At 58.7% G+C, this 26,898-nt stretch carries 29 protein-coding genes; 15 read left to right on the forward strand and 14 right to left on the reverse strand.

Annotated elements, in window-relative coordinates:
* The first annotated feature begins 71 nt into the window (after positions 1 to 71).
* A complete protein-coding gene (locus ACR0JW_RS12640; RefSeq protein ID WP_170680981.1) occupies positions 72 to 953 on the forward strand; it encodes a LysR family transcriptional regulator in 882 nt (293 codons plus the stop codon).
* A gap of 98 nt (positions 954 to 1,051) precedes the next feature.
* Here the strand turns inward: ACR0JW_RS12640 and fahA are convergent, their stop codons facing one another.
* The 3 genes from fahA to hmgA are packed head-to-tail and all read right to left on the reverse strand — an operon-like array spanning position 1,052 to position 4,333.
* Positions 1,052 to 2,308 carry a fumarylacetoacetase gene (gene fahA / locus ACR0JW_RS12645; RefSeq protein WP_480714017.1) on the reverse strand — a complete coding sequence of 419 codons (1,257 nt, stop codon included), beginning with the start codon at positions 2,306 to 2,308 and terminating at the stop codon, positions 1,052 to 1,054.
* Positions 2,309 to 2,347: 39 nt separating this feature from the next.
* On the reverse strand, positions 2,348 to 2,971 hold the full coding sequence (locus ACR0JW_RS12650) for a LysE family translocator (protein WP_170680977.1): 624 nt from the start codon (positions 2,969 to 2,971) through the stop codon (positions 2,348 to 2,350).
* Positions 2,972 to 2,977: 6 nt separating this feature from the next.
* Positions 2,978 to 4,333 (reverse strand): homogentisate 1,2-dioxygenase, encoded by a 1,356-nt coding sequence (hmgA, locus tag ACR0JW_RS12655; RefSeq protein ID WP_170680975.1) that lies wholly within the window; start codon positions 4,331 to 4,333, stop codon positions 2,978 to 2,980.
* Positions 4,334 to 4,390: 57 nt separating this feature from the next.
* Here hmgA and ACR0JW_RS12660 point away from each other — a divergent pair, with 57 nt between their 5' ends.
* Positions 4,391 to 4,843: a MarR family transcriptional regulator gene (locus tag ACR0JW_RS12660; RefSeq protein WP_170614795.1), complete on the forward strand. Its 453-nt coding sequence runs from the start codon at positions 4,391 to 4,393 to the stop codon at positions 4,841 to 4,843.
* Positions 4,844 to 4,904: 61 nt separating this feature from the next.
* Complete coding sequence (locus ACR0JW_RS12665) at positions 4,905 to 6,140, forward strand: adenylate/guanylate cyclase domain-containing protein (protein WP_170680973.1); 1,236 nt, start codon at positions 4,905 to 4,907, stop codon at positions 6,138 to 6,140.
* A gap of 34 nt (positions 6,141 to 6,174) precedes the next feature.
* Here ACR0JW_RS12665 and ACR0JW_RS12670 read toward each other — a convergent pair whose 3' ends face one another.
* Positions 6,175 to 6,552, reverse strand: a complete 378-nt coding sequence (locus tag ACR0JW_RS12670; RefSeq protein WP_170680971.1) for a VOC family protein — start codon at positions 6,550 to 6,552, stop codon at positions 6,175 to 6,177.
* Positions 6,553 to 6,592: 40 nt separating this feature from the next.
* Between ACR0JW_RS12670 and ACR0JW_RS12675 the strand changes: the two genes are divergently transcribed.
* The gene (locus ACR0JW_RS12675) at positions 6,593 to 7,129 is read left to right on the forward strand and encodes a transcriptional regulator (protein WP_170680969.1); all 537 of its coding nucleotides are present in this window, start codon (positions 6,593 to 6,595) and stop codon (positions 7,127 to 7,129) included.
* A gap of 36 nt (positions 7,130 to 7,165) precedes the next feature.
* Here ACR0JW_RS12675 and ACR0JW_RS12680 read toward each other — a convergent pair whose 3' ends face one another.
* On the reverse strand, positions 7,166 to 7,975 hold the full coding sequence (locus ACR0JW_RS12680) for a division plane positioning ATPase MipZ (RefSeq protein WP_170614791.1): 810 nt from the start codon (positions 7,973 to 7,975) through the stop codon (positions 7,166 to 7,168).
* Positions 7,976 to 8,342: 367 nt separating this feature from the next.
* Here ACR0JW_RS12680 and ACR0JW_RS12685 point away from each other — a divergent pair, with 367 nt between their 5' ends.
* On the forward strand, positions 8,343 to 8,714 hold the full coding sequence (locus ACR0JW_RS12685; protein WP_170680967.1) for a VOC family protein: 372 nt from the start codon (positions 8,343 to 8,345) through the stop codon (positions 8,712 to 8,714).
* A gap of 66 nt (positions 8,715 to 8,780) precedes the next feature.
* On the opposite strand, the gene rpmE is transcribed toward ACR0JW_RS12685, so the two are convergent.
* Together rpmE and rplS are read right to left on the reverse strand one after the other, a co-directional pair.
* Complete coding sequence (rpmE, locus tag ACR0JW_RS12690; RefSeq protein ID WP_170428949.1) at positions 8,781 to 9,002, reverse strand: 50S ribosomal protein L31; 222 nt, start codon at positions 9,000 to 9,002, stop codon at positions 8,781 to 8,783.
* Between the two features lie 11 nt (positions 9,003 to 9,013).
* Positions 9,014 to 9,397: a 50S ribosomal protein L19 gene (rplS, locus tag ACR0JW_RS12695; protein WP_170328369.1), complete on the reverse strand. Its 384-nt coding sequence runs from the start codon at positions 9,395 to 9,397 to the stop codon at positions 9,014 to 9,016.
* Between the two features lie 389 nt (positions 9,398 to 9,786).
* On the opposite strand from rplS, the gene ACR0JW_RS12700 reads away from it, so the two are divergent.
* On the forward strand, positions 9,787 to 10,590 hold the full coding sequence (locus ACR0JW_RS12700) for a glycoside hydrolase family 25 protein (protein WP_170680965.1): 804 nt from the start codon (positions 9,787 to 9,789) through the stop codon (positions 10,588 to 10,590).
* Positions 10,591 to 10,705: 115 nt separating this feature from the next.
* Here the strand turns inward: ACR0JW_RS12700 and ACR0JW_RS12705 are convergent, their stop codons facing one another.
* Positions 10,706 to 11,068 carry a hypothetical protein gene (locus ACR0JW_RS12705; RefSeq protein WP_170614788.1) on the reverse strand — a complete coding sequence of 121 codons (363 nt, stop codon included), beginning with the start codon at positions 11,066 to 11,068 and terminating at the stop codon, positions 10,706 to 10,708.
* A gap of 216 nt (positions 11,069 to 11,284) precedes the next feature.
* Positions 11,285 to 11,707 (reverse strand): hypothetical protein, encoded by a 423-nt coding sequence (locus tag ACR0JW_RS12710; protein WP_170680963.1) that lies wholly within the window; start codon positions 11,705 to 11,707, stop codon positions 11,285 to 11,287.
* A gap of 377 nt (positions 11,708 to 12,084) precedes the next feature.
* On the opposite strand from ACR0JW_RS12710, the gene ACR0JW_RS12715 reads away from it, so the two are divergent.
* Both ACR0JW_RS12715 and rpsD read left to right on the forward strand, forming a co-directional pair.
* Positions 12,085 to 12,504: a hypothetical protein gene (locus ACR0JW_RS12715; protein ID WP_170680961.1), complete on the forward strand. Its 420-nt coding sequence runs from the start codon at positions 12,085 to 12,087 to the stop codon at positions 12,502 to 12,504.
* 218 nt (positions 12,505 to 12,722) lie between these two features.
* Positions 12,723 to 13,343: a 30S ribosomal protein S4 gene (rpsD, locus tag ACR0JW_RS12720; protein ID WP_170614785.1), complete on the forward strand. Its 621-nt coding sequence runs from the start codon at positions 12,723 to 12,725 to the stop codon at positions 13,341 to 13,343.
* A gap of 124 nt (positions 13,344 to 13,467) precedes the next feature.
* Here rpsD and ACR0JW_RS12725 read toward each other — a convergent pair whose 3' ends face one another.
* The gene (locus ACR0JW_RS12725) at positions 13,468 to 13,929 is read right to left on the reverse strand and encodes an Lrp/AsnC family transcriptional regulator (protein ID WP_170825072.1); all 462 of its coding nucleotides are present in this window, start codon (positions 13,927 to 13,929) and stop codon (positions 13,468 to 13,470) included.
* A gap of 103 nt (positions 13,930 to 14,032) precedes the next feature.
* Between ACR0JW_RS12725 and ACR0JW_RS12730 the strand changes: the two genes are divergently transcribed.
* The 4 genes from ACR0JW_RS12730 (at position 14,033) to ACR0JW_RS12745 (ending at position 18,357) form a co-directional block, all read left to right on the forward strand.
* Positions 14,033 to 15,448 carry an aminotransferase class V-fold PLP-dependent enzyme gene (locus ACR0JW_RS12730; protein WP_170680958.1) on the forward strand — a complete coding sequence of 472 codons (1,416 nt, stop codon included), beginning with the start codon at positions 14,033 to 14,035 and terminating at the stop codon, positions 15,446 to 15,448.
* A 64-nt stretch (positions 15,449 to 15,512) separates the two neighbouring features.
* A complete protein-coding gene (gene hisC, locus ACR0JW_RS12735; protein ID WP_170680956.1) occupies positions 15,513 to 16,598 on the forward strand; it encodes a histidinol-phosphate transaminase in 1,086 nt (361 codons plus the stop codon).
* Entirely contained in the window at positions 16,595 to 17,515 is a 921-nt protein-coding gene (locus ACR0JW_RS12740; RefSeq protein ID WP_170680954.1) for a prephenate/arogenate dehydrogenase family protein, read from the forward strand. Before hisC ends, ACR0JW_RS12740 begins: the two co-directional genes overlap by 4 nt.
* Positions 17,512 to 18,357 (forward strand): extensin-like domain-containing protein, encoded by an 846-nt coding sequence (locus tag ACR0JW_RS12745; RefSeq protein ID WP_170680952.1) that lies wholly within the window; start codon positions 17,512 to 17,514, stop codon positions 18,355 to 18,357. The genes ACR0JW_RS12740 and ACR0JW_RS12745 overlap by 4 nt, the downstream gene beginning before the upstream one ends.
* Here the strand turns inward: ACR0JW_RS12745 and ACR0JW_RS12750 are convergent.
* On the reverse strand, positions 18,354 to 19,211 hold the full coding sequence (locus ACR0JW_RS12750; RefSeq protein WP_480714018.1) for an FkbM family methyltransferase: 858 nt from the start codon (positions 19,209 to 19,211) through the stop codon (positions 18,354 to 18,356). The genes ACR0JW_RS12745 and ACR0JW_RS12750 overlap by 4 nt on opposite strands.
* Positions 19,212 to 19,269: 58 nt before the next feature.
* Entirely contained in the window at positions 19,270 to 20,271 is a 1,002-nt protein-coding gene (locus ACR0JW_RS12755; protein ID WP_480714019.1) for a DUF2125 domain-containing protein, read from the reverse strand.
* 67 nt (positions 20,272 to 20,338) lie between these two features.
* Here ACR0JW_RS12755 and ACR0JW_RS12760 point away from each other — a divergent pair, with 67 nt between their 5' ends.
* The 3 genes from ACR0JW_RS12760 (at position 20,339) to ACR0JW_RS12770 (ending at position 23,800) form a co-directional block, all read left to right on the forward strand.
* Positions 20,339 to 20,869 carry a gamma-glutamylcyclotransferase gene (locus ACR0JW_RS12760; RefSeq protein WP_480714020.1) on the forward strand — a complete coding sequence of 177 codons (531 nt, stop codon included), beginning with the start codon at positions 20,339 to 20,341 and terminating at the stop codon, positions 20,867 to 20,869.
* Between the two features lie 69 nt (positions 20,870 to 20,938).
* Positions 20,939 to 22,117 (forward strand): biopolymer transporter ExbB, encoded by a 1,179-nt coding sequence (locus ACR0JW_RS12765; RefSeq protein ID WP_170619555.1) that lies wholly within the window; start codon positions 20,939 to 20,941, stop codon positions 22,115 to 22,117.
* Between the two features lie 3 nt (positions 22,118 to 22,120).
* Positions 22,121 to 23,800, forward strand: a complete 1,680-nt coding sequence (locus tag ACR0JW_RS12770; RefSeq protein WP_170680944.1) for a peptidoglycan -binding protein — start codon at positions 22,121 to 22,123, stop codon at positions 23,798 to 23,800.
* A gap of 10 nt (positions 23,801 to 23,810) precedes the next feature.
* Here the strand turns inward: ACR0JW_RS12770 and ACR0JW_RS12775 are convergent, their stop codons facing one another.
* Together ACR0JW_RS12775 and clpA are read right to left on the reverse strand one after the other, a co-directional pair.
* A complete protein-coding gene (locus tag ACR0JW_RS12775; RefSeq protein WP_170680942.1) occupies positions 23,811 to 24,419 on the reverse strand; it encodes a DJ-1/PfpI family protein in 609 nt (202 codons plus the stop codon).
* A gap of 78 nt (positions 24,420 to 24,497) precedes the next feature.
* On the reverse strand, positions 24,498 to 26,822 hold the full coding sequence (clpA, locus tag ACR0JW_RS12780; RefSeq protein WP_170680940.1) for an ATP-dependent Clp protease ATP-binding subunit ClpA: 2,325 nt from the start codon (positions 26,820 to 26,822) through the stop codon (positions 24,498 to 24,500).
* Positions 26,823 to 26,898: the final 76 nt, after the last annotated feature.

Raw genomic sequence — 26,898 nt, forward strand, 5'->3', positions numbered from 1 at the left:
GACAGGATGGCTTTTTGCAGCAACATCAGTCAAACTCAAATAAATGAAGAAAGCTTCAGGAATTATGAACTATGGCAATTAAGATCGAAACCTTGCGGTGTTTTTGCACCGTTGCCCAAACCGGTCAGCTGAATGAAGCCGCCGACAGGCTTGGGCGGACGCAATCCGCCGTGTCGATGACATTGAAGCAATTTGAGGAACACCTCGGCAAAAAACTGTTCGAGGGCGAGCGCAAGAACCGTCTTTCACCTTTGGGGCAGCAGGTATTCGAGCTTGCACTGAAACAGGTTCGTCAATTCGATCAAACCGTGCAGAACATCGAAGCGGCAGCGGATGCCGAACACGGCCTGTTGCGGATCGTTTCGGTCCCGTCGGTTGCGGCGCTGGTTTTCCCGGCGGCGCTGGCGCATATGACGCAGGGGTTTCCGGGCTTAAAGATCGAACTGCGCGATACGGATACTCAGCAGGTGCTTGATGCGCTGGTCGAGGGCAAGGCTGATATCGGAATTGCCTCGGGCCACCACGCACTGAACGGGTTCCGGGCGATTGCCCTGTTTGAAGACCTGTTCGGATTGGTTTGCGCGTCGGATCATCCGTTGATCAAAGCTGAAGTCGCACCAACAATCGATGATGTTACCTCGGCTCCGTTTATCCGGAACGCATTGTGCGGACTGATCCGCTCGCCGCGATTTGTGCAGGCCATCGAAAGTGCGGATGTCACCATCCACAACACACACTCGCTTGTAACGATGGTCCGCACAGGCAGATGGGTGACGGTCCTTCCGCAAACCGTTGCCCGGTTCATCCCCGAGGCGACGGCCTTCCGGCCCATTTCGGACCTTGCAGACAAAAGGCAGGTCTATCTTTATGTCAGCGAACGGTCACGGTTTCAGGACATGACTGATGAAATCAGTGCCTTCATTCAGGGCCTTGATCTGGGAGGCGGGCAATGAGGACTCGACTGGCATGTTGGCGTAAGCCCATCACAGTCTTGCAAGGGAGACCCCCGCCGATGCTTGCCTGCAGGAACGGCGGAAGTCTCCAATAAAACTCAGGACTTATAGGGGTCAGACAGCGCCGGCAGAACGGTTCCTACGCAATCACCGAACCCGATGACATACCCATCCCCCTTGGCCGCACCTTTCAGAGTCAGTGTGTCACCGTCCTCGATGAAACTGCGTGTCTCTCCGCCGTCCAGCGTAAGTGGTTCCTTCCCACCCCAGCTGAGTTCCAGCAAGGATCCACGTTCGGGTTTTGTCGCGCCCGAAATGGTCCCCGACCCAAGCAGATCACCTGCATTCATCGGACAACCCGATGTGGAGTGATGGGCCAACTGTTGCGCAGCGGAATAGTACATCTCGTTGTAGTTCGTTCGCGCGATGGTGGTGGCTGCCTTGCCCTCAGGCGCCATCGTGACCTCCAGCTCGATGTTGTAGAGCATCGGGCCGCAATCCTTGAGGTGATCCAACAATTCGAACTCACGCTCCGGTGTGTCACACCGGAAGGGTTCAAGCGCTGCCTTGGTGACGATCCAGGGGCTGATCGAGGTCGCGGTGGCCTTGGCCTGAAACGGGCCCAGCGGCTGGTATTCCCATGCCTGAATATCGCGCGCGGACCAGTCATTCAGCAGGACATAGCCGAAAATGTGGTCATCTGCCGCTTGAACCGAGATCGGACCATCGGACGGAGTGCCGACAATTGCCCCCATTTCAAGTTCGATATCGAACCGGCGGCTGGGCAAAAATGCGGGCAGATCCTGATCGGGCGATTTGAGCTGCCCCCAGGGGCGGCGAATATCGGTGCCCGAAACCACCACGGAGGAGGCGCGCCCGTTATAACCGATCGGGATATGCAGCCAGTTCGGCGGCAACGCATTTTCGGGGCCACGGAACATTGTCCCGACGTTGAAGGCATGATTCCGGCCCGCGTAGAAATCTGTGTATTCGCTGACCGCAAAGGGCATGTGCAACTCCGCCTCGTCCTGCCGAACCAGCAGTGGTTCGACCTTTGCCTGTTCGTCCGACCCGTCGGCCAGCAGGGCGGTCAGCCGATCGCGCAATGCGCCCCAGACGGCCGGGCCTTCCTCCATCAGCGGGTTCCAGAAGGGCAAATCGAAAAGCGGCTCGTCACCCAGGTTGATCAGGCCTTCGGCCTCGGCATAGGTGACGTCCAGGATCATGTCTCCGATGGCGACGCCGCAACGGGGTTCTTCACCCTCGGTCGAAAAGACCCCATAGGGCAGGTTGTTCAGCGGAAACGGGTGCGTCGCGTCATTGGCCGAAGCCACCCAGGATTTTTTCAAAGGCATGGTCTGTCCTTTTTTGTGTCTTGTGGCGTGATGCCGCCGTTATGCTGTCGGGCGGAGGGACTTCAACCCAAGCAGTATTGCCGCCAATATCATGAAAATGCCGCCCGCCCGGTCAAGCCAAAGCCGCGCCTGTCCACTGAGCCGTCTGGCCAGCCAGCTTGCGCTGCCGCCATAGGCCGAAAGGAACAGGCCGTCCATGACCAGATAGGTCGCCGATAAAACGGCAAACTGCGGCCAGAACGGGTAGGTGCCGTCGATGAACAACGGGAAAAGGGCGGCAAAGAACACCACGGCCTTCGGGTTTGCAGCGGACGTGATAAACCCCTGCGCCCAAAGTGATTTCCGGCTTGTTTTGACGGCTTTCTGAAGCGTCTTGCGTTCAGCCCGCAGGATGGATCGTGCGCCAAGAAAAACCAGATACGCCACGCCGAGCCATTTGATCACGGTCAGTGCAATGCCCGATGTGGCAATCAGCGTCGCCAGCCCAAGACCCGCCGCCAGCATTTGCAGCAGATTTGCCGTCAGATCCCCCGCTGCCGTGAACAGACCCCGGGAAAAGCCGTTGGCCGCCGAGTTTGACAGCATCAGCAACTGGCTCGGCCCCGGAGTGCTCATCAACAGCAGGACGGTTCCGACATAGGTGATCCAGATGTCCAGGCTCATGGCTGACTACTTCTTTCCAGGCGTTCCATCGAACTTTTTCTCAAGCGAAGTCCAGCAATCGATGTAGTCATCCTGCAAGGGCGCCTTGTTGGCTGCGAAGGGTGTCAGATGCTGCGGGAACCGCGTTTCGAACATGAAGGACATGGTGTTGTCCAGCTTGTCCGGACCCAGGTTGGAATTCGATGCTTTTTCAAAGGCATCCTTGTCGGGTCCATGTGGCAGCATCATGTTGTGCAAGCTCATGCCGCCCGGAACAAAGCCCTGCGGTTTGGCGTCGTACTGACCGTAGATATTGCCCATCAGTTCGGACATGATGTTCTTGTGATACCAGGGCGGGCGGAACGTATCCTCCATCACCATCCAGCGTTCGCGGAACAGAACAAAGTCGATATTGGCCGTGCCGGGTTGCCCGGACGGGGCGGTCAGGACGGTAAAGATCGACGGATCGGGATGGTCGAACAGGATTGCGCCGACAGGGCAGTAATTGCGCAGATCGTATTTGTAGGGCGCGTAGTTTCCATGCCAGGCCACGACGTCCAGCGGGCTGTGCCCGATCTTTGTCGTGTGGAACTGTCCGCACCATTTGATGGTCACCGTCGATGCCGTCTCGCGATCTTCAAAAGCCGCAACAGGTGCCTTGAAATCGCGGGGATTGGCCATGCAGTTCGCGCCGATGGGGCCGCGGCCGGGAAGTTCGAACTTCTGCCCGTAATTTTCGCAGACAAAGCCGCGCGCCGGGCCTTCCAGCACTTCGACCCGATAAACCAGACCGCGCGGCAGGATGGCGATCTCTTTCGGCTCCAGGTCGATGATGCCCAACTCGGTCGCAAAACGCAGACGGCCTTCCTGCGGTACGACCAGCAATTCGGAATCGGCGGAATAGAAATAATCATCCACCATGGACTCGGTGACCAGATAGATATGGCTCGCCATTCCGACTTGCGTGTTTACGTCGCCTGCTGTCGTCATGGTGCGCATTCCGGTCAGCCAGGTCAGCTTCTCCTGAGAATGCGGGACCGCGTCCCAGCGATACTGGCCCAGGCTGATCACATCCGGATCAACACAGGGTGCAGATTTCCAGTGCGGCAGGTCGATCTTTTCATAACGGTGTGAATGCTTGACCGAAGGGCGGATGCGATAACACCAGGTCCGCTCGGGCGGGTTGGCGGTAAAAGCTGTGCCGCTTAACTGTTCGCCATAAAGGCCATAGTTGCATTTCTGTGGGCTGTTCATGCCCTGCGGCAGCGCACCCGGCAAAGCCTCGGTTTCGAAGTCGTTGCCAAAGCCGGGCATGTAGCCCGCGTGCGTCCCGACCGGAGTGATGGCCTGGGTCAGTTTGTGTGGATCAGTCGGACGGTTCATCCTGTGTTCCTCCATTTGCTGCTTGTCGGGTAATAGTTGATTTTGTAACTAACAAGTATGGCAAAGCCCGATTCACACAAAAAAGATGACTTTGATCTGCAGGAATTCCTGCCGTTTCTTCTGAACATGGCTGCGGAAGAGGTTTCGCTTGAGTTCCAGCGCATTTACAAAGGGCGGCACGGCATGCTGCGCACCGAATGGCGCGTGCTGTTCCATCTTGGCAACTTCGGGGAAATGACCGCTAAGGAGATCGGCCAAAGGGCCAAGGTGCACAAGACCAAGATCAGCCGGGCGGTTCAGCGGCTGGAACAGCGCCGTTACCTGGCGCGCACCCAAAGCGACACGGACCGCCGGGTCGAGCATCTCAGGCTGACGGACGCCGGCACGCGCGTATATCGCGAACTGCGCGACATTGCCGAGCAATATGACGCAAAGCTTGCCAATGCGTTTTCCGATGACGAGGTTATCCTGCTGCGGCAAATGCTTCGGAAGCTGGCGGGAATGGTCTGAGCACTGGTAATTTGCCGTCCCTTACCCCAGATGATCAACAGACTTGATACAGGACTTGAATATGACGGCCCCCGACACCGAAACGGCAAAAGCGGACTCTCTGATCGAATGGCTGGTCGACCGGGGGCTGGAAGGGGCCGGAAAAGAAGAGTTGCTGGACGGGTACTGCGCGCGACTGGTTGATCTGGGCGTGCCCCTCATGCGGTTTCACGCGGCGCAATCCGCCCTGCACCCGGTGTATGGCGGCACAGGATACAGCTGGTATCACGGGCATGGCGGAGACTATCAGAAGTTCGAGTATTCCGAAGAACCCAGCCCGCAATGGCAGCAAAGCCCGCTTTATGCACTGATGACAGAGGACATGCAGGACCTGCGTGAACGGCTGGTCGATCAGAACACGCCCAGCCGTTTTCCTTTGCTCAATGAACTGCGCGAACAGGGCGCCACGGACTATTACGCAACAGGCGTGTCTTTCGAGCGTCCCATGCGCGAGGCCCTGAAAGAACCGGACACTTCGGTCGACGGAGTACTGATGTCCTGGACCAGCGACGCGCCCGAGGGGTTCCGCGATCATGATCTGAACTTGATCAATACTGTCTTGCCCCATCTGGGACTTGCGCTCAAATCGGCGTCCAACAGCCGGATGGCCAGGGATCTGATGCGCGTGTATCTGGGCCGGGATGCGGGGCGCCGGGTGTTGTCAGGGGAAATTCGCCGCGGCTCGCTACAGCAGATCGACGCCGTGATCTGGAACTTCGATCTTGAAGATTTCACCAGCCTGTCCGAGCAATTGCCCGGCCCGGAAATCATCGAAATGCTGAATGACTATCTGGCGGTTGTGGTGGCGGTCGTGCACGAATGCGGTGGCAATATCCTGAAATTCATGGGCGACGGGCTGATGGCCATGTTCGATGTCGGGGAAATCGACGAAGACGCCCGCGCCGCGCTTGCTGCCGTGGCGCTGTTGCAGGATCGAATGGCCGCAAGGAACGCGCAGCGGCAGGCAGAGGGTCTGCGCGTTGTTGGTTACACCCTGGCGCTGCACGCAGGTGAGATCCTCTATGGCAATATCGGAGCGGAAAACCGGCTGGATTTCACCGTGATCGGACCTGCGGTCAATCAGGCCGCCCGCATCTCCGGCATGCACCGGTCTCTGGGGCAGCGAATCCTGATATCAGACGACGTCGCCCGGGCCGCCGAGCCTTGCAGTCACGAGCTTGTATCGTTGGGCCGCTACATGCTGCGCGGTGTGACCGAGCCGAAAGAGCTGTTTACTGTCTACAGGGCCGACGAATAGCGGCGGCCCGTGGAATTGCACCGGTCGTAAGATGTTATCCTTGACTGGTCAGGTCCTGCGCCAACATCATGGCGTTGCCGTCCAAGTCGTAGAATGTGGCGGTGCTGACCATCCCCTCGATGGTTTCTGTGTCGCCGTCGAATTTGACCCCGGCCGTTTCCAGCGCGCCCCTTGCCGTATCTATGTCGCTTACTCCAAAAACCGGGACGGTGTTGCCGGGCGCGGGTTCGGTCTGCTCGCCCAGTCCCAACGTTACGCCGTCGGTCTTTGTCTGCATTTCGCTCCAGCCGGCCTCGTCAATGTGATGGATCAGCTCAAACCCAAGCATGTCGCTGTACCATTTGGCGCTGGCGTGACGGTCGCGGACTGAGATCGCAAGCGTGATCGTGTTTTCCAAAGAAACTGGCAGCATCGGTCTTTCCTACTATCTAATAATAAAGTAACTATACTTTATGGACACAAAGTCACTTGTCAAGCTTACGTCGCGGGCATGGTCGCTGAGCATTCTGGCAAAGCTGCACGCGGGCGTTCCGGGGCGGCAGGCACCGCTGATTGCGGCGACGGGGGCAGGCCGCAGTTCGTTTACCCAAAGCCTTGGGCACCTGATCGAGTTAAGGCTTCTTGAGAAAAACCCCGGCCACGGTCATCCACTGCGCCCCGAATTCCGGCTAACGCAGAGCGGTAAAGAAATGGCCGAGGTTGCAAGCAGAATTGTTAAGGCCGTGCCCGACGAAAAGGACTTTGCCCTTCTGAGGCGAAGCTGGACGGTGCCAATCCTGGCCGTGACGCATAAACCCCAGCGCTTTTCGGCCATAAAGTCAGATCTGTACACGATCACCGACCGCGCGTTGTCGAAGTCGCTCTATCTTTTGGAAACGCATGACTGGCTTAGGCGCGACATCGATGTCTCAGGCCGGTCGCCCTTTCCGACCTACCTTGCCATCAATCGTGGCATCGAAGTCAACAAGGCGATCGCCCTGGCAAAATGATCAGGATGTTCAAGGCAGCGGTGAAGATGTGCCCCGTCAGAAGTCGATCTCGACCCCCGGCAGGTTCAGTTCCTTCATCATGTCGCGCAGCTCTTGTCGCGCGGCTATGTTCGAGATGTTCAGCTGTTTGACCCCGATATCCTTGAGGTCCAGCAGGGTCAGGCCGCGCGGAAACAGCTCGCGGAAAATCACCCGTTCGGAAAAGCCGGATGCAACCCGGAAACCGATCCGCTGAGACAGCATCTCGATCGCGCGCTGCATCTTTTCTTTGTTGACCATGCGCTGTGTGCCGACCCGGTTGCGGACCACAACCCAGTCGATGGGTTTCAGCCCGGCCTGCGCCCGCAGTTGACGCGCATTCCACACCATTTCCGAATAGACCGACGGCCCGAGGATCTTTTCACCCTTCGAGTCGATCCGCGCCAACAAGTCGAAGTCGATGAAGCTGTCGTTCAGCGGCGTGATCAACGTGTCGGCCAACGAATGCGCCACCTGGCTGAGGCGTGTGTGCGAGCCGGGGCAGTCGATCAGGATGAAATCACTGTCACTTTCCAGTTCAGCAACGGCGGCGGACAGGCGGTGGTCATAGATATTCTCGCCCGGCTTCAGCGTGGCCGCATCGATTTCGGGCAGGTCGTGATGACGCGGGCTGGGCAGGCTCAGGTCCGAACTTCTGAGAAAGTTCAGGCGGTTTTCGAAGTAACGCCCAAGGCTGCGCTGCCGCAGGTCCAGATCCAGTGTGCTGACCTTGTGCCCCAGCCGCGCCAGCGCCGTCGCCACATGCATCGAAACGGTCGATTTGCCTGCGCCGCCCTTTTCGTTCCCGACCACAATGATATGTGCCATGCTTGTATTCCCAAGTCCCGCCGTGTTTGCCCACACGTTGTTTGTGGCCACTATATGTTGTGTTTGGTGGGAAGGAAAGAACCTCAAGCGGTGTATTGGCCTATTATTGGCGAGGAAACCGGAAAACAGCGCGGCCCGGGCGGGTTACGCCGTGCAACAAGACGGGCGGCTTGCACCGTTTCTCAGATTTGCCAAAGAAACGATGGGCCAGACAGGCAAAAACAGCGCGTGGTTGCGAAGGCCGTGACCTGCACTTCCCCAGTGGGCTTTCAAGGTCAGCCGATGCCGGTTTCGTGACTTGAATACCTGTGGCGCCTGGCGGATGTTGCCTCACAAACAGATTGGCAATCAGCAGAGGACATCCTGAATGATCGGATATGCTACCATTGGCGTTTCCAACATGGACAAGGCCAAAGAGTTCTATACCGCGCTTTTTGCGGACAAAGGCGCGAAGGTTCTGATCGATGCCGGTCGGATTGCGTTCATCGGCAACGATCCGACTGCACCCATGCTGGCGGTTTGCGAACCCTATGACGGCGAAACCTGCGCGTCAGGAAATGGCAACATGCTGGCCTTTGCCGCCGAATCCAAAGATGCGGTCACCACCATGTATGACAGGGCCATCAGCCTTGGCGCGACGGACGAGGGCGAGCCGGGCCAGCGTGTGCCTGACCGCTTCTACGGCGCATATGTCCGGGACCCAGACGGCAACAAGCTGTGCTTTTACCTGTTCGAATAAAACCCAACACGCTCCAAAAAAAAGGCCGCCCAATGGGCGGCCTTCTGCATTCGGAACCGGTAAGGCTTAGAAGCCCAGACCTTCGTATTTTTTCTTGAACTTCGACACGCGGCCGCCAGCGTCCATCAGGCGCGACGATCCACCGGTCCACGCGGGGTGCGAGGAGGGGTCGATTTCCAGAGCCAGCTGGTCGCCTTCGGCGCCCCAGGTGGATTTCATCTGAACCACGGTGCCATCGGTCATTTTGACGTTGATGACGTGATAATCGGGATGGATGTCTTTTTTCATCTTTCCGCTCCTTACGCCTCGGCGCCAGCCTTGGGCTTGTAGTTGGTGACTTCTGCGATACGCGCGGACTTACCACGGCGCGAGCGCAGATAGTACAGTTTGGCGCGACGGACGCGGCCACGGCGGACAACGGTGATGCTGTCAATGTTGGTCGAATGCAGCGGGAACACACGCTCCACGCCTTCGCCAAACGAAATCTTGCGAACGGTGAACGAACCGGCGATGCCGCTGCCACCTTTGCGCGCGATGCAGACGCCTTCGTAGTTCTGCACACGGGTACGCGACCCTTCGGTCACTTTAAAGCCGACACGGATGGTGTCTCCGGCTTTGAAATCGGGGATGTCTTTCCCCAGGGCGGCAATCTGTTCCGCCTCAAGCTGTGCGATCAGGTCCATCGCAGGTACTCCTATCTGCTCGTGGTTGGTCCACGAAGTTTGGGCACGGCCTGAGAGCTCTTGGTCTTCACCGGGTCCTGCGCACAGCCCGCCAGAGGTCAGATCGAATGTTCCTTTGGTCTGGCTTGCCGCATCGCGTCCGGGCCGAAGAAAGCGGGACGTCACGCTTTGAAACAAACCAAAACACCGGAGTCGCATGACGCGACACCGGATTGCGCTGCTTTAGGCGTTTTGGTGCCCGGGATCAAGCATCAATTGTCAATTTCTGAAGGTGCCCGGTGTGTAAGCGGTAAGTTTCCGCCGTCACGCAATTGTAGCGTTGTCTTATCATGCAGATTTGTCATTCTAAGCCCAACAATACGAGCAGATATTTCAGGCAGGTTAGAATAATGCGCTTAGCGATATTTTTGGCACTTATCGGGCTGACACTTGTATCTTGCGGGCGGCGCCCTCCGCCACCACAGGTGGTCGAGCATTTCGAGGTAACGGACCCGAAACCGCCATTGGTTATTCACCCTCGCTTTGGCGATGCGGACCCTCATGAGTGGGAGGTGCGGCACCCTGGAAGCTACCCGGTCCATGGTCTGGACGTTTCGCGCTGGCAGGACTCGATCGATTGGCGCACTGCCCGCTCTGCCGGGGTCAGCTTTGTGTTCATCAAGGCCACAGAGGGGGGCGATTTCGCAGACCCGCGCTTCAACGAACACAGGCAGGGCGCGCAGGCAGCGGGTGTGCCGTGGGGCGCCTATCACTATTATTACTTTTGCCGTCCTGCTGCCGAACAGGCCCGCTGGTTTATCCGCAACGTGCCCAAGGGCGCCGATCTGCCTCATGTTCTCGACATGGAATGGACGCCCCATTCCAAGACCTGCACTTTGCGGCCCGATGGCAAAACAGTGCGGGCCGAGGCCGAGAAATTCCTGAATATTCTCGAGCGTCACTACGGGCGCAGACCGATCGTCTACACCACTGTGGATTTCTATCAGGACACCAATATCAGTCGCCTGCCCAAAACCGAGTTCTGGTTGCGTTCGGTTGCCGGGCACCCGCGAGATGTCTATCCGAATACGATCTGGCGTTTCTGGCAATACACCGGCACAGGGCTGGTCCCGGGGGTCCAGGGCAAGGTTGATATCAACACATTCAACGGAGAGCCGGAAATCTGGGCCCGCTGGAAGGCTGGAGGCAACTGAGTTTTCTTAGGGGGTGAACTCCGGACGTTTGCTTATGCGAATTCCGGGTAGCAGCAAAAGCACGGACGATCCGGTCAGGCTTGCCCAGTTGGGCAGGCCTGTTTTGGTAGGTGTCTCAGCTATTTTCAGGCGAACTGCTTTCGCCTTCTGAAAGCACCAGAAAAGCGCCGAGCCCAAGTAGGACGGCGGGAACGATTGACAAAAAGCTCAGGCCGAAGGCCCATAAAATTCCAACAGCGGACAGGCCCATCAGGCCAGCTCCAACCTGCGCGTTCCTGCCGGCGATGCCTCCGCCCAGAAGGCCGGCGACCGGCAACACCAGCGACATGATGCTGTAGAACTGCGCGGATGACGCGCCTTGTTCATACCCGATGCCGCTGGACAACGAGCCGAGGGCGGATGAGGCGCTGTAGCCCACCGCACCGACCAATAAGGCGATAACACCGCCGATAATTCCAAGTATCATTCCAGTTTTCATTGTAATCTCCTGCTTGAAATTGTTGGGTCTGCGACCCTGTTCAAACGCTAAGAGACCACCCGTCTCGCGGGCAATGATTTCGCAATGACAACTTTTGTAATCCGGTCAGATATCCTGTACCGATCGGGCAGGATATCCGTACTTGCAATGACTTGCCACGCGCATGCCGAGGCGGCGACGTTCCCCGCCACGGATGCCGTCAGGCAAGTGCACCCATCAATTCAAAGTCGGTTTGTAGCTTTCAACGGTGCCGCCGCCGATAAGGTGACTTAACCGGTTCTCGCGTTCCGTGCCATAACTGTCGCCCAGCCAGAAGACTTCACCATCCGTCAGGTCACGGCGTTCAAAGCCGTGCTTGGCCAGGCAGCGGTCGACGCCGTCGATCTTGCCGTTTTCATAAATGGTGTCCTGATTCATCCCGACAATCGCCGGTCCCAGAACGACGCCGACCAGAATGACACCGGTTGCATAGCCACCGACAACGGCACTGGTGCCGCCTGCTTCGGCATTGGCCGAACAGCCTTGAACCGCCCTACGGGCAAAGGCAAGATCGTGGCCGGGCTTTACGGGGATGGACGGTCCGGGATTGGCGGCACAAGCACTCAGAACAAGCAATGCACCAAACAATAACTTTTTCATTTTACAAACTTATTCACTCTTGGGGGGTCGATTCCGACCAGTATTCTCCAAGCTGAGTACCTGCATTTTCTAGCAACCTCAAAGTGAATTGGTTCATTGCTGCTTTCTGCGACTTTCTGGTCACAATCGCGCGGATGAGACGGCCAAAGTGGGGGGGGTGAACGCGTTCTTAGATGTCGATGGTCCGTGTACTTAAACTCAGTGAAAAGCCCGGGAGTATCGATTTGAAATGGCAAAAGCACAACATTCCTGTGAATGCTGCAATTCGGTCTTTTTTCCGACCAATTCTTAATAGATAAATACGCATCGGTAACGTGTAGTTTGTTGAAAGGTCGGGCGGGCAAATGAGAACCGGACAAAACGGTCGCAAAGCTATCTTGTGGACACAAACTGAAATCGACGGGCTTGAGGCTGCGCCTCTGGAATCGTTGACGGTAGGTGCGGCATGGTCCTGGCGCGGCGTGGCACGTCGACTGGACGTGGCTGCCGAGATGATGCTGGGCAAGGCAGAAAGCGTCGGCAGCAGAGTTGTTGCTGAAAGCGTATATTCCTCTTCGGAGATACCCGGTGATGTCTTCGGCACTGTTGTTCTGACCAACGGTGCACGGCAATATCGAGCGGAGTTGATTGTCCCCGAAGGTGAAGACGCGCCGACGCTGGTTTTTGAACAGGATTTCCCCGAGCGGGATCAGGATTACTGGGTCAGCGACATCCGGGAAATCGGCCTGCCACTGGACGCCATCGATCACAGCAACAGCACAGTGATCGCATTTCCGGCACGGAACGGTATACGGTAGTATTCCCCACAATTGGTGCAACGGGCCGGCTGTTTCCCTGCGGGTTGAAAAATCAAAGCCCCGAGACCTGTTGACTCTCCGAAATTCACGGATATAAGCGCGGCTTCATTGGTGTTGGTGGCCCCCGCAAGGGGATGCCTGTCATGGGGGAAACCTCAAGAGGACAACGCCCTTCATAGTGGCCCTTGGGGCCTCGACCTGAACGAAGGAGATCAGCCGTGACCAAACGCACGTCTGCCAAGTACAAAATCGACCGCCGGATGGGCGAAAACATCTGGGGTCGTCCGAAATCCCCGGTCAACCGTCGTGAATACGGCCCCGGCCAGCACGGCCAGCGCCGCAAGGGCAAACTGTCGGACTTCGGTCTGCAGCTGCGCGCCAAGCAGAAGCTGAAAGGCTATTATGGCGACCTGACCGAGAAGCAGTTCCGCCGCATCTACGCCGAAGCCGAGCGTGTCAAAGGCGATACCGGTGAAAACCTGATCGGCCTGCTGGAGCGTCGCCTGGACGCTGTTGTTTACCGCGCCAAGTTCGTGGCGACCGTGTTTGCTGCACGTCAGTTCGTGAACCACGGCCACGTCAAGGTGAACGGCCAGCGCGTCAACATCCCGTCCTACCGAGTCAAGGAAGGCGACGTGATCGAAGTGCGTGACAAGTCCAAGCAACTGGCCGTTGTTCTGGAAGCCGCTGCTCTTGCCGAGCGTGATGTGCCTGACTACATCGACGCCGACCATTCGAAAATGACCGCGACCTTCGTGCGCGCACCGGGCCTGAGCGATGTGCCTTACCCGGTCGTCATGGAGCCGAACCTGGTCGTCGAATTCTACGCGAAGAACTGATCTTCGCCGATCCCAAGTTTCAAAGGCCGCGCTGTTCTGCGCGGCCTGTTTTTGTTGGGGGCTCTGCCCCCATCGCGGCAGGCCGCGCTTCCCCCGGGATATTTTTGGCCAGATGAAGTGCGGATCAGAGCGGTAGCGGACGCCCCTCGGCAATCGCTTCCATGGCGAAATACGAAGTCACGCTGTCCAGTTCCACCTTTTCGATCAGGCGCTGGTAGACCTTGTCGTAAGATGCCATGTCCTGGGTCACCACCTTGAGCTGATAGTCATAGTCGCCGCCGATCCGGTGGAAATCCACCACTTCAGGGATGGTCAGAACGTGGCTGCGAAAAGCCTGCAGCCATTCCGCTGAATGGTGCCGGGTGCGCAGCATGACAAAGACAACTAGGCTGAGCCCCAGCTTTTCACGCGCGATCCGGGCACTGGAACCTCGCAGCACGCCATCGTCGGTCAACGCCTTGAGGCGGCGCCAGCACGCATTCTGCGACAGGCCGACCCGGTCGGCCAACTCGCGTTGCGACAACGAAGCATCCCGTTGCAGCTCTTTCAGAATGCGTGTGTCTATTTGATCTAATTTTGAGGCCATTCCTGATCATATGACACAAAAAAGGAGAAAATGAAGAAAAAATAGGTGAAGTTTTTAGAACAGGGTTCAATCACATTGGTTCCAAAGGAATGGAGCAGATGCAATGACCTTGTCCGAATTTCGAGCAAACCTTCAGACCGCCGCTCAAGATTCATCCTTGCGTGAAGGGCTGATCGGAGAGAACGTGCTGATCCCTGGTCTGCTTCGGGACGTACCGCTTGTCTATGCGGATTACGTGGCCTCCGGCCGGGCGTTGCGTCAGGTCGAAAACTTTGTGGCCGGGCATGTGTTGCCGTTTTATGCCAACAGCCATACTGAGGCCTCTTTTTGCGGATCCTATATGACACGTTTGCGCCGTGAAGCACGCGCAGAGATCGCCCGCATTGTTGGCGCAAGGGGAGAAGAAGCGGTGATTTTTGCCGGGTCGGGCGCCACTGCGGGTCTCAACCGGCTGGTCAGTTTGCTGGGGATAGAGCAAGCTGACCAGCCGGTTGTCCTGATCGGGCCGTATGAACATCATTCGAATATTCTGCCATGGCGGGAAAGCAAGGCGCGGGTGATCGAAATTCCCGAAGCCCCGGAGGGTGGCCTTGATCTGGATGCACTGAAAGAGGCGCTGGTTGCAAACCAGGATGCGGATCTGTTGATTGGTTCGTTTTCGGCGGCATCAAACGTGACGGGCATCATCACCGATCCCGATCCGGTCACACGGTTGCTGAAGGAGCATGGTGCTGTGTCGGTCTGGGACTATGCCGGTGGCGGACCTTATCTGCCGATGGATATGGGGCCGGCGGACGCGCGCAAGGATGCGATAGTCGTGTCACCACACAAATTTCCGGGCGGGCCGGGGGCGTCGGGCGTTCTGATCGTGAACAGTCATGCGGTTCAGCGCACTTGCCCCAGCTGGCCCGGTGGCGGAACGGTCAGTTTCGTGTCGCCCTGGCGCCATGATTACAGCGAAGATCTTGCCACCCGGGAAGAGGCCGGAACGCCAAACGTCATCGGAGATATTCGCGCTGCGCTGGCCTTTATCGTCAAGGATTTCGTCGGCGCCGATGAGATCGCAAAGCGCGAGGCGCTTTACAATCAAATGGCGCTGGACGGCTGGCGTGGCAATCCAAACCTGACATTGCTGGGCGTGGACAACCCTCACCGCCTTCCCATCTTTTCGTTTCTCGTCCGCGACAATTCCGGCCAGCCGGTGCACCAGCAGTTGTTCACCCGCATGCTGAGCGATGTCTATGGCATTCAGGCTCGGGGCGGATGTGCCTGCGCCGGGCCTTATGCGCACCGACTGCTGGGCATGGACCGTGCAACATCCGAGGTTTTGCATGCCGAATTGTCCGCAGGGAAAGAGATGAAGAAACCCGGCTGGGTGCGGCTGAACTTCTCGTACCTGATGACCGAAGAGACGGTTCAGTTCATCATCGACAGTGTCAATGACCTGTCGCACCGGACCGAAGAATTCGCGCCATTCTACGACGCTGATCCGGCAACGGCCCGCTTCCGGGCGGCATAAGAGAATTGCCGCTTTTCTCAATCCGTTGAGACGGGTATGAGGGGCTGGGATAACGGAGCCCCTCATGACCAAGATTACCCCGCAACCCGGCATCATGGACATCGCGCTGTATCAGGGCGGCCAGTCGCATATCAAAGGCGTGGCGGATGTCACCAAGCTGAGTTCCAACGAAAACCCCTTTGGTCCGGGCCCAAAGGCGATTGAGGCCGTTCGGGAAACTGCTGCCATGCTGCATCGCTATCCCAGCACGGATCATGCCAGTCTGCGCAGTGCAATCGGCGAGCGGAACGGGCTGGATGCGGCGCGGATCATCTGTGGCGTCGGCAGCGACGAAGTTCTTCAGTTCGTGGCGCAGGCCTATGCGGGACCGGGCGATGAGGTGATCCATACCGAGCATGGATTTTCCATGTACCCGATCATCGCCCGTATGGTCGGCGCGGACCCCATCATGGTGGCCGAAACAGATCGCACGGTCGATGTGGATGCCATTCTGGCTGCCGTCACCGAACGCACACGGATCGTTTTTGTCACCAATCCCGGCAATCCGACTTCGACCATGATTTCCGAGGCCGAACTGACGAGATTGGCGGAAAACCTGCCCGAAAGCTGCCTGATGGTGGTTGATGGCGCCTACGCCGAGTTTGTCGATGGGTTTGATGGCGGCGCGGCATTGGTGGACCGTTTTGAAAATGTGATCATGACGCGGACTTTTTCCAAGATCTACGGTCTGGGCGGGCTGCGTGTCGGCTGGGGGTACGCGCAGCAGCCGATCATCGATGTGCTCAACCGGGTCCGCCAGCCCTTCAACCTGTCGCAGACTGCGCTGGCCGCAGCAGAAGCGGCGGTGCGGGACACCGATTACATGACGTTTTGCCAGACCGAGAACGCCCGCCTGCGCGTTTGGTTGTCGGATGAGCTGGCGAAGATCGGCGTTCCGTCAGACCGGTCTTGCACCAATTTCATCCTGGCGCGCTTTGCTGATCAAGCCGAGGCCGAGGCCTGCGACGACTACCTGAAAACCCAGGGTTTGATTGTTCGGCGGGTTGCAGGCTACAACCTGCCGAACGCGCTGCGGATCACCGTTGGCGATGAAGAGGCCTGCCGCCGTGTCGTGGCAGCAATCACCGCGTTCAAAGGGGGCGCAGCATGAGCCAGATATATGACCGTGTGGCGCTGATCGGGCTGGGTCTGATCGCTTCCTCGATGTTCTGGGCCATCAAACGCGCCGGTCTGGCCGGCGAAGTCACGGGCTATGCACGGTCCGAAGCCACCCGTGATACGGCGCGGCGCATCGGGTTGTGCGACCGCGTGTGCGACACGGCGCGCGAGGCCGTTGAAGGGGCCGATCTGGTGGTGCTGTGCGTTCCCGTTGGTGCGATGGAAGCTGTTGCGCAGGACATCGCACCGGTCCTGAAACCCGGCGCCACCGTGACGGATGTCGGTTCGGTCAAGCGCCACGTTATTCAGGCCGTGTCACCGCACGTTCCCGATGGCGTGCATTTCATTCCCGCCCACCCATTGGCCGGAACCGAGCATTCCGGCCCCGAAGCCGGGTTTGCGGAACTGTTCGACAATCGCTGGTGCCTATTGGTGCCGGTGGAAGACGCTGACCCTGAAGCCGTTACCCGGCTGCGTGCCCTGTGGGAGGGGATGGGCTCGAACGTTGATGAAATGGATGCCGACCATCACGATCTGGTTCTGGCCGTGACCTCTCATGCGCCGCACCTGATTGCCTATACGATGGTGGGCGTCGCGGACGATCTGCGGCGGGTCACAGATAGCGAGGTGATCAAGTACTCGGCAGCCGGTTTCCGGGATTTCACCCGGATTGCAGCGTCTGATCCGACTATGTGGCGCGATGTGTTTCTGACCAACAAAGACGCGACGCTGGAAATTCTCGGGCGCTTTACCGAAGAACTTTTTGCCCTGCAACGTGCGATCCGCACCGGGGATGGCGAGCATCTGTTCGATTACTTCACCCGCACCCGCGCGATCCGACGCGGCATCATCGACGCGGGTCAGGATACGGACGCGCCCGACTTTGGACGTGGCAAGGCCCATTCATGACAAAGATCTGGGGGCGCATACTGGTCGGAACTGCGGTGTTGATCGCCACCGCAACCACGGCTGCGCCACCGGAACAATCGCTGTTTCCATTGACACGCCCGGCGGCTTTTTCAGGGGGCGCAGTGATTTCCAAAGCGGCAGCAACCGTTGCGGCGCTGTCAGAGATGCGGCCCCAAACACGTCCGGAATCGCCTCAGGTTTTGGCCGCTGCTGCGCGACCTTCGGATCTGCCGCTGCTGGGACCGGACACGTCACTGATGCCGTACCTGCGGCCCAAAGAGTTGGAGCAACAGGCTTTTCTGAAGAAACGCAAACTGCGCAAGGGGTCAGTTTGCGGTGACATCGCCATTCAGGGCAAAGCGGTGGGCAGGGTGTCGGGCAAGATCAAGGCCTGCGGGATCAAGGATGCGGTCCAGATCACATCAGTTTCGGGTGTCGCGCTCAGCCGCCCGTCGACGATGGATTGCGGCACGGCGATCGCGCTCAACAAATGGGTCGACAAAGCCGTCATTCCCACCTTCAAAAGACGTGGTCCGGTAGTCGAGTTGCAGGTGGCGGCCCATTACGCCTGCCGCACGCGCAACAGCCAAAAAGGTGCCCGGATTTCGGAACACGGCAAGGGGCGTGCCATCGACATCTCGGGTTTCACAATGGCCGATGGTGAGGTTGTGACGGTTTTGAACGGTTGGCGCAAAAACCCCTCGCAAAAGCAGCTGATCAAGGTTTGGCGCGGTGCCTGTGGCCCGTTCGGAACCGTGCTGGGACCAAACTCGGACAGGTATCACCGCGATCATTTCCACCTGGACACGGCGCGGTACCGCAGCGGTACGTTCTGCCGCTAGTTCCGGCGCGCTTGCGATTTCAGGTTCATTGCCAGCAGATCGGTCTGTGCGTGGATGTGATTGAAACTCTCACGGGTCAGAACCTTTTGACCGTTCGCAAAATCAACGACGTGATCATAGGCCTCAAACAGAATATCCCGCAGCTTTTCGTTTTCGGAGGCATCCTTTTTGGGGGTGTATTCCAAATAGACCGGGGGTTTGACTTCGCCCAGGGTTCGCAGTGCGCCTTGCAGGACCTGCAATTCATGCCCTTCGACGTCGATCCAGATTAAACGAAGATCCTGAAGCGATTGGGCTTGGGTCTCGAGAAGTGAATCAACGGTGGTCACATCCACCATGATCGCATTATCCTGCGCCTCTCCGATTTTCGAACCGCCCCGGTTCAGTTCACTGGTGACGAAGGGCAACTGTCCGCTTTTGGCAGATGCGCCGACGCGCAGAATAGTCACCTTGTCGTTCAGGTCGTTGATCTGAACGTTCCGGCACAGCAACTCGTGGTTTTCGGGGTCGGGTTCGATTGCAACAACCGAGTTGCAGTGCAGATCCCTGAAGAAATAAACTGTGTGGGTACCGATATTTGCACCGACCTCAAGCACGGAACCGCCTTCCGAGGGCTGGCCCGAACGGGTCAGATATTCGGCCAGTTCACGCACCGGATCGCGACTGAATTCGCCGAATTTCGTCAGGTGTTCTCCGATGACATCATGAGGGTAGTAGACCAGGCTGTGATCGTCGAAATTGCGAAAGAACAGAACGTCGTCTTTCCACAACCGCCGCAGCAGTTCGCGCCTGATCTTCTTGTGTCCCAGCGCCCAGTTCGAAATCCGATAGGAAATGAGTGTTCTTAGTCCCATTGACCGTTCCCGTAAGCGCCAAAATCTGTTTCGTATTTGCCCAAGGTATCGCCGGGCATCACCGCAATATCAACCGGGGTGCCGGTCCCAGGGGCAACGGGCCCAGTGCCACGAAACCGTCGCGGAAATTGAGCTGTAGGTCCAGCGCGTTCGGATTGCCGCCCAAACCGGCCATAAAGTTCAGCGCCCGCGTGACCGGGTCAACCGCCTGATCCGGCAATGCACCGGCGGCGTTGGCCATGGCGATCATGTCGCGCCAGTTCTCCGCCTTGATGGCGATTTCGCCGGTTGGAATGCCCTGCGCGTCAACATCCAGCTCGCCAGCAGCAAACAGGCGCAACTCACCCCATCTGATTTCCGCCAGCCTCAGATCGATGGCTACCGGCTGCGGCCTGCTTTCCTCAAGCGCAGAACGATCCCAGGGCTTGTCAAAGGTGACGGTCATGTCCATCGCCAGCGTTTCAAATGCCTGCGGCAGCGATGTGGCCGACCGCATGAGGTCGCGCAGGTCCATGCCAGGCCGAAAGCCGTCGATCCGGGCGCTGACCTTGTATGCTTCGGGCTGGCCGGACTGTTCCATAAGCAGATCAAGGGTTTCACCACCGGCCACCGCAGCAGCTTCGCCAGCGACAATCCACTTGTCCGCAGACAGGGCCATCTTTTCCAGAACAAGTGCGACACCCGGCTGCAATTGCAGTTCTGCCTGCAAATCCGTTGCCTGAACGGTCGCCGTCTGGTCGAAATAGGACAGCCGTTGGGGCGTATCCGCAAACCGCAGCACCTGCCGACCGGGCCAGATCGCAGGGCTTTCGAACTCGATCCAGTCGGCGCTCCAGGCGGTGCCGTTGACCGGATCGGCCAGCCCCGGGTTGTTCAGCCGGGTCACGTGATGCGTCGGGTAACCCGCTGTTGCAACTTCGGAAAAATCGGCCTGCCAGCCCAGTTCCTGTTGCTTGTCGAACCAGGTGGTTATCGCGCTGCGCAGCCCATAACCGGCGATGAACCAATAGGCACTCCAGGCAACGGCAACAAATATGAGTACTCGTATCAGACGGCGCATGACAAATGGCCCTTTTTCCTGCGTCGGATTTGATGTTTATAGGCGCAAACGGGCAAGGACCAGAGTAATGACGATGTGGGTTTTCGGATATGGATCGCTGCTGTGGAATCCTGGGTTTCCGGTGGCGCGCAGCGAACGCGCAACCTTGCAGGGATATGCACGCTCTTTCTGCATGAGTTCCATCCACCACCGCGGCACCGAGGACAACCCGGGTCTGGTGCTGGCGCTGGACGAGCAGACCGACGCCCATTGCAAGGGTCTGGCACTGGCGGTCGAAACGGGGCACGAGGAACGCACCCTGCATGAACTGCGCGAGCGCGAGCTGATTTCCTCGGCCTATGTCGAGAAGATGCTGGATGTGCATCTGGACTGCGGTACGGTGGTGAATGCCGTGACCTATGTGATCGACGAGGCCCACGTGCAGTATTGCGGCGGCATGCCCTTGGAAGAACAGGCTCAGATCATCGCCCATGCCGTTGGCGGGCGCGGTCCGAACACCGAATATCTGTACAATACGACCGAACATCTGGCCGAGATCGGTCTGCGCGATCCCGATCTTGAGTGGTTGTCGCAACGGGTGCGCAGCATTACCGCATAAACCCTTGGCGTCACCGGCGGAAGTTCGCTAGATTCAGCGCAGAGCAGGCAAAAACCGGGAATGACGCGCATGGCGCAGGCACATCAGGGCGCGAGACCCCATTTCTCGCATCCCATCCGACAGATCGTGATGATGTTGATCGCGATTGGCCTGTCAGGGCTGGGTGTGTTCATGGCGCTGCCATACGTGCTGCCGGTGTTTCAGGCGAACCCCTATCTGAACGGGTTCATTCTGCTTGTTTTCGTCATCGGCGTTCTGGCCTGTTTCTATCAGGTGGGGCAGCTGATCGGCTCCGTCCGCTGGATCGAGGCATTTGTCGGCGGTGTCGTGCGCGAGGATGCCCGGACGCCGCAGTTGCTGGCACCGCTGGCCTCGCTGCTGCGGGAACGTGGTGCGCGGTCGCAGATCAGTTCCAGTTCAACCCGGTCAATTCTGGATTCCGTAGCCGAACGGGTCGAGGAAGAGCGTGAGATCACACGCTATATTACCAACGTCCTAATTTACCTTGGCCTTCTGGGTACATTCTTTGGCCTTGCCACCACCGTTCCGGCCATTGTCGACACCATCCGCAGCCTGAACCCGCAGGAAGGCGAAGAAGGGTTGGCGGTGTTCAACCGGCTGATGACCGGGCTCGAGGCGCAGTTGCAGGGTATGGGCGTCGCATTTGGATCCTCGCTGCTGGGGTTGGCTGGCTCCTTGATCGTTGGCCTGCTGGAACTCTTTGCCGGGCACGGCCAAAACCGGTTCTATCGCGAGCTTGAGGAATGGCTGTCATCGATCACCCGCGTCGGTTTCGCAGCAAGTGAAGAAGGCGGCGCAGAAATCGCGGTTCTGACGCCGGTTCTGGATGCAATGTCCGAACAGATGAATGCGCTGCAGGATCTGTTTTCAGCGCAGGAAGCTGACCGCGCCGACCTTTCGGCCAAGATGGGTCAGCTGGTTCGAACCATCGGGGACATGAACCAGCGGCAGTCTGAAACCGAAGGCGTGACATCTGCTTTGGAACGCGTGGCCCTTGGTCAGGACGCGCTGCTGGATCACATGCGCGAACATGGCGCCGGCGACGGGATCGACGCCGAAAGCCGGATGCGCCTGCGGTCGATGGACGTGCAGCTGCTGCGTATCCTCGAGGAAATCTCTGCTGGCCGTCAGGAAAGCATGAACGAGATGCGCAAGGATATCGAATTGCTCGTCAGGGCTCTGACCCTGCCCAAGGGCGCCGTGCGCAGCACACCGGAAGGCGAGTAAACCATGGCTCTGTCCCGCCGCACAGGTCAACGTTTCCAGGGTTCGGTCTGGCCGGGCTTTGTGGATGCGATGACCGGGCTGCTGATGGTTCTGACCTTCGTCCTGACCATCTTCATGGTGGTGCAATTCGTCCTGCGCGAGACTATTTCGGGGCAGGAGGATGAGCTGACCGCCCTGTCCGACGAAGTCGCCGCTTTGGCGGGCGCACTGGGGCTGGAAGAGCGTGAAAACAGCCGTTTGCAGGCTCGTCTGGGGGCGCTGAACGCGACCTTGACGCAGGCCGAGGATGACCTGTCACAGGCACAGACCCGGATCACGGATTTTGAGGCTCAGGTCGCGGCTCTGCTGGTCGATCAGGAACAGGCGCGCGAGGCGATTGCTGATCTTCAATCCCAGCGCGAGGAATTGCTGAGCGAACAGGAGGCCCTGAACCTTGCGCTAGCCCAACGCCGGGCCGAAATCGACGCGCAGGCCGAGGCTGCCCGTTTGGCTGCCGCCCGCCGTGAAGCGTTGGAAGCGCTCGTTGCTGACCTAGAGGCGAACGAGGCAACCCAAAGCAGCCGGATCGCTGAACTTGAAGAAACACTGAGCGCGGAAGAGGCTGCGAAATTGGCCGAAGCCGCCGCCGCCGAAAACCTGCGCAACCGTCTTCAGGACGCCGATGCGGAGCTGACGGCGATGACCCTGGCACTTGAGGCGCAGCGCAAGGACGCCGAGGATACTCTGACCCTGCTCGCCGCGGCGCAGGCGGCCAAGGCCGAGCTGGAGCGTCGCTTTGGCGATCTGGATCCGGAAGAATTGAAGGCGCAACTCAAGGCCGCGCTGGCCGCGCAGACCCAGGCGCAAGCGGATGCCGAGGCGCAGAAGACACTGGCAGAAGAGCGGGCAACATTGCTGGCAGTGGCACGCAACACGATTGCGGATGAAAAAGAAATCTCTGCCGAAGCGCAGCGGCAAACGGCGCTTTTGAATCAACAGATGGCTGCGCTGCGCGGGCAGCTTGGATCGTTGCAGGCCCTGCTGGATGACTACGAAGAGCGTAACGCATCGGCCAATATCCGCATCCAGACACTGGGGCAGGACCTGAACGCCGCCCTGGCGCGGGCGGCCTCGGAAGAACGCCGCCGCCGCTTGCTGGAAGAGGCCGAGCGGATACGGCTTGAGGCCGAAGCCGAAGCGCTGTCGGGTCAGAACCAGCAACTGGCGGCGCAGGCCGAAGATCTGCAACGTTACCGGTCCGAGTTTTTCGGGCGCCTGCGCGAGGTTCTTGGGGATCAGGAAGGCGTACGGATCGAAGGCGACCGGTTCGTGTTTTCATCCGAGGTTCTGTTCGACACCGGCTCGGCCGTCCTTTCCCCGGAAGGGCAATTGGAGGTCGCCAAGGTGGCCAATATCCTGCGCAGCGTGGCGGCGGAAATCCCTGAAGGATTGAACTGGGTCATTCGGGTGGACGGGCACACCGACAACGTGCCGCTGGCCGGAACAGGGCGGTATCAGGACAACTGGGAACTCAGCCAGGGGCGCGCCTTGTCCGTTGTTCGCTACATGGTCGACGCGCTGGGCATCCCGCCAGACCGGCTTGCCGCAAACGGCTTTGGCGAATTCCAGCCCGTCAATCCGTCAGATACGCCCGAAGCCCGCGCCCAGAACCGGCGGATCGAGCTGAAACTGACCGAGCGCTGATCCCTTTACATCACGTCAGCCCATGAACGCGGGCAAACGGATCGCGGGTCTTGTCCTTGTGCCAGGTATACTCACACCACGCCGACACCTTTTCGGCTACATCTGTGCCGTGCATCAGGGCAATGGCACCCAGGGCCATGTCCATTCCGGCGGAAACGCCGGATGAGGTCAGGAATGGCCCGTCTTCAACCCATCTGGCCCGGGGAACCCACTCCACGTCGGGTCCTTGGGCGCAGACCCACGAAAAGGCCGCCTTGTTGGTCGTGGCGCGTCGGTTGTCCAATACACCGGCCCTGGCAAGAAGGGCGCTGCCAGTGCAAACGCTCAAGGTGAATTCCGCCTTATCCGAACTGTCCGCAATCCAATCCAACAAGCGTGAGTTGTTGACTTCCTTGCGAGTGCCAGCTCCGCCAGGCACAAAAAGAATGTCATAGCCCTGCGCCGCGTCGATCGTCGTGTCGGCAAAGGCCTTCAGTTTTTGATTGCTTTCAACCGGCCCACTGGTTTCCGCGACAAGCTCCAGGGTGAAGTCATCGGTGAGCAGGCCTAAAATCTCCATCGGGCCGAACACATCCAGCAACTCAAACCCGGGAAAAATCAAAGCGCCGATTTTACGCATCCCTGTCTCCTGTCCTTTGAACGAAAATCGCCTGCCAACTTGGGTTGGCAGGCGATGGCTGTCGTTTCATTCTTCGGGTTAATCTGCCGTCAGCAGCGGAGGTTTGTCGCCCGGAATACGCGGCTGATCGGGGCCGAGGATTTCCAGATCAAGTTCGCCGTCCTTGACGGATACGCGGACCACACCGCCCTTGGCGAGTTTTCCGAACAGCAATTCCTCGGCCAGCGGTTTCTTAATGTGCTCCTGAATAACCCGTCCCAACGGGCGGGCCCCCATCTTGTCGTCATAACCCTTGTCGGCCAGCCATTCGGCTGCGTTGGGGGTCAGATCGATCGAGACGCCGCGATCCAAAAGCTGCGCCTCAAGCTGCAGGACGAACTTCTCGACCACCTGCAGGATGACCTCTTTCGGCAGCGGCGCGAACGAGATCACCGCATCCAGACGGTTGCGGAATTCCGGCGTGAACATGCGCTCGATTGCGGCGGTGTCCTCGCCCTCGCGGCGATCACGGGCAAAACCGATGGCGGCCTTGGCCTGTTCCTGCGCGCCAGCGTTCGAGGTCATGATCAAGACCACGTTGCGGAAGTTCACTGTGCGGCCGTTGTGATCGGTCAGCTCACCGTGGTCCATCACCTGCAACAGGATGTTGAACACGTCCGGGTGCGCTTTCTCGATTTCGTCCAGAAGCAACACGCAATGCGGATGTTGGTCGACACCATCGGTCAACAGACCGCCCTGGTCGAACCCGACATAGCCCGGAGGCGCACCGATCAGACGGGAAACCGCGTGTTTCTCCATGTATTCGGACATGTCGAAGCGCAGCAGTTCCACACCCAGCGTATCGGCCAGCTGTTTCGCAACCTCGGTTTTACCCACACCGGTCGGGCCGGCGAACAGGTAATTGCCGATTGGCTTTTCAGGCTCACGCAAACCCGCGCGCGCCAGTTTGATCGCGCTGGACAGCGCCTCGATGGCTTCGTCCTGACCAAACACCACTCGTTTAAGCGAAGCTTCCAGGTCTTTGAGAACCTCGGCATCATCCTTGGTGACGTTCTTGGGCGGAATGCGGGCGATCTTGGCGACCACCGCTTCGATCTCTTTCACACCGATGGTCTTGCGGCGTTTGCTTTCCGCGACCAAGTGCTGGGCCGCGCCGGCCTCGTCGATCACGTCGATCGCCTTGTCGGGCAGTTTGCGGTCATTGATATAGCGCGCCGACAGTTCCACAGCGGTTTTGATCGCATCAGCGGTATATTTGATCTCGTGATGCTTTTCGAAATAGGGTTTCAGACCGCGCAGAATCTTCACGCTGTCCTCGACCGAAGGCTCATTCACGTCGATTTTCTGGAAACGGCGGCTCAGCGCGCGGTCCTTCTCGAAATGCTGGCGGAACTCCTTATACGTGGTCGAGCCCATGGTACGCAGCTTGCCGCCCTGCAGTGCAGGTTTCAGCAGGTTCGACGCGTCCATCGCGCCGCCCGAAGTGGCGCCGGCACCGATCACGGTGTGAATCTCGTCGATGAACAAGACCGCGTCAGGATGGTCTTCCAACTCGGTCACGACAGCCTTGAGACGCTCCTCGAAATCACCGCGGTATCGGGTTCCGGCCAGCAACGCACCCATGTCGAGCGAGTAGATCGTGGTGTTGGCCAGAACATCCGGCGCTTCACCCGCGACGATCTTATGCGCCAGACCCTCGGCGATGGCGGTTTTGCCTACACCCGGATCACCCACCAGCAGCGGGTTGTTCTTGCGACGGCGGCACAGCACCTGGATGCAGCGTTCGACCTCATCTGCGCGCCCGATCAGCGGATCGACATCTCCAGCCCGCGATTTGGCGTTCAGATCGATGCAATACTTGCCCAGCGCGCTTTCCTTTTGTTCGCCTTCGCCCGCGCTTGACTGAACCTCTTCCTCAACCTGATCCGCGCCGGAAACGGGGCGGTTTTCACCATACGCAGGATCCTTGGCCACGCCATGTGCGATGAAGTTCACCGCGTCATAGCGGGTCATGTCCTGCTCCTGTAGGAAATAGGCCGCGTTGCTTTCGCGTTCGGCGAAGATGGCGACCAGAACGTTGGCCCCGGTGACTTCGGTCCGGCCAGAGCTTTGAACGTGAATCGCCGCGCGCTGGATGACACGCTGGAAGGCTGCGGTCGGCACCGCCTCGGATCCGTCAATATCCGTTACCAGATTTGACAGATCCTCGTCGATGAACTCGACAAGGGTGCTGCGCAACTCATCCAGATCGACGCTGCACGCCTTCATCACGCGCACTGCATCGGGTTCTTCCAGCAGCGCCAGCAGCAGATGCTCCAGCGTTGCGAATTCATGTCGCCGTTCGTTCGCCGCAGCCAGGGCCGCGTGAATGGCTTGTTCTAATGTGCTCGAGAATGAAGGCACGCGGGTGCTCCTCTGTCTTGGGTCAGAAGGGGGCGCATTAAAGGTCGGATCCCCATCCCAACCATGTCCTCATACT

Source organism: Ruegeria sp. BG6 (assembly GCF_056538465.1).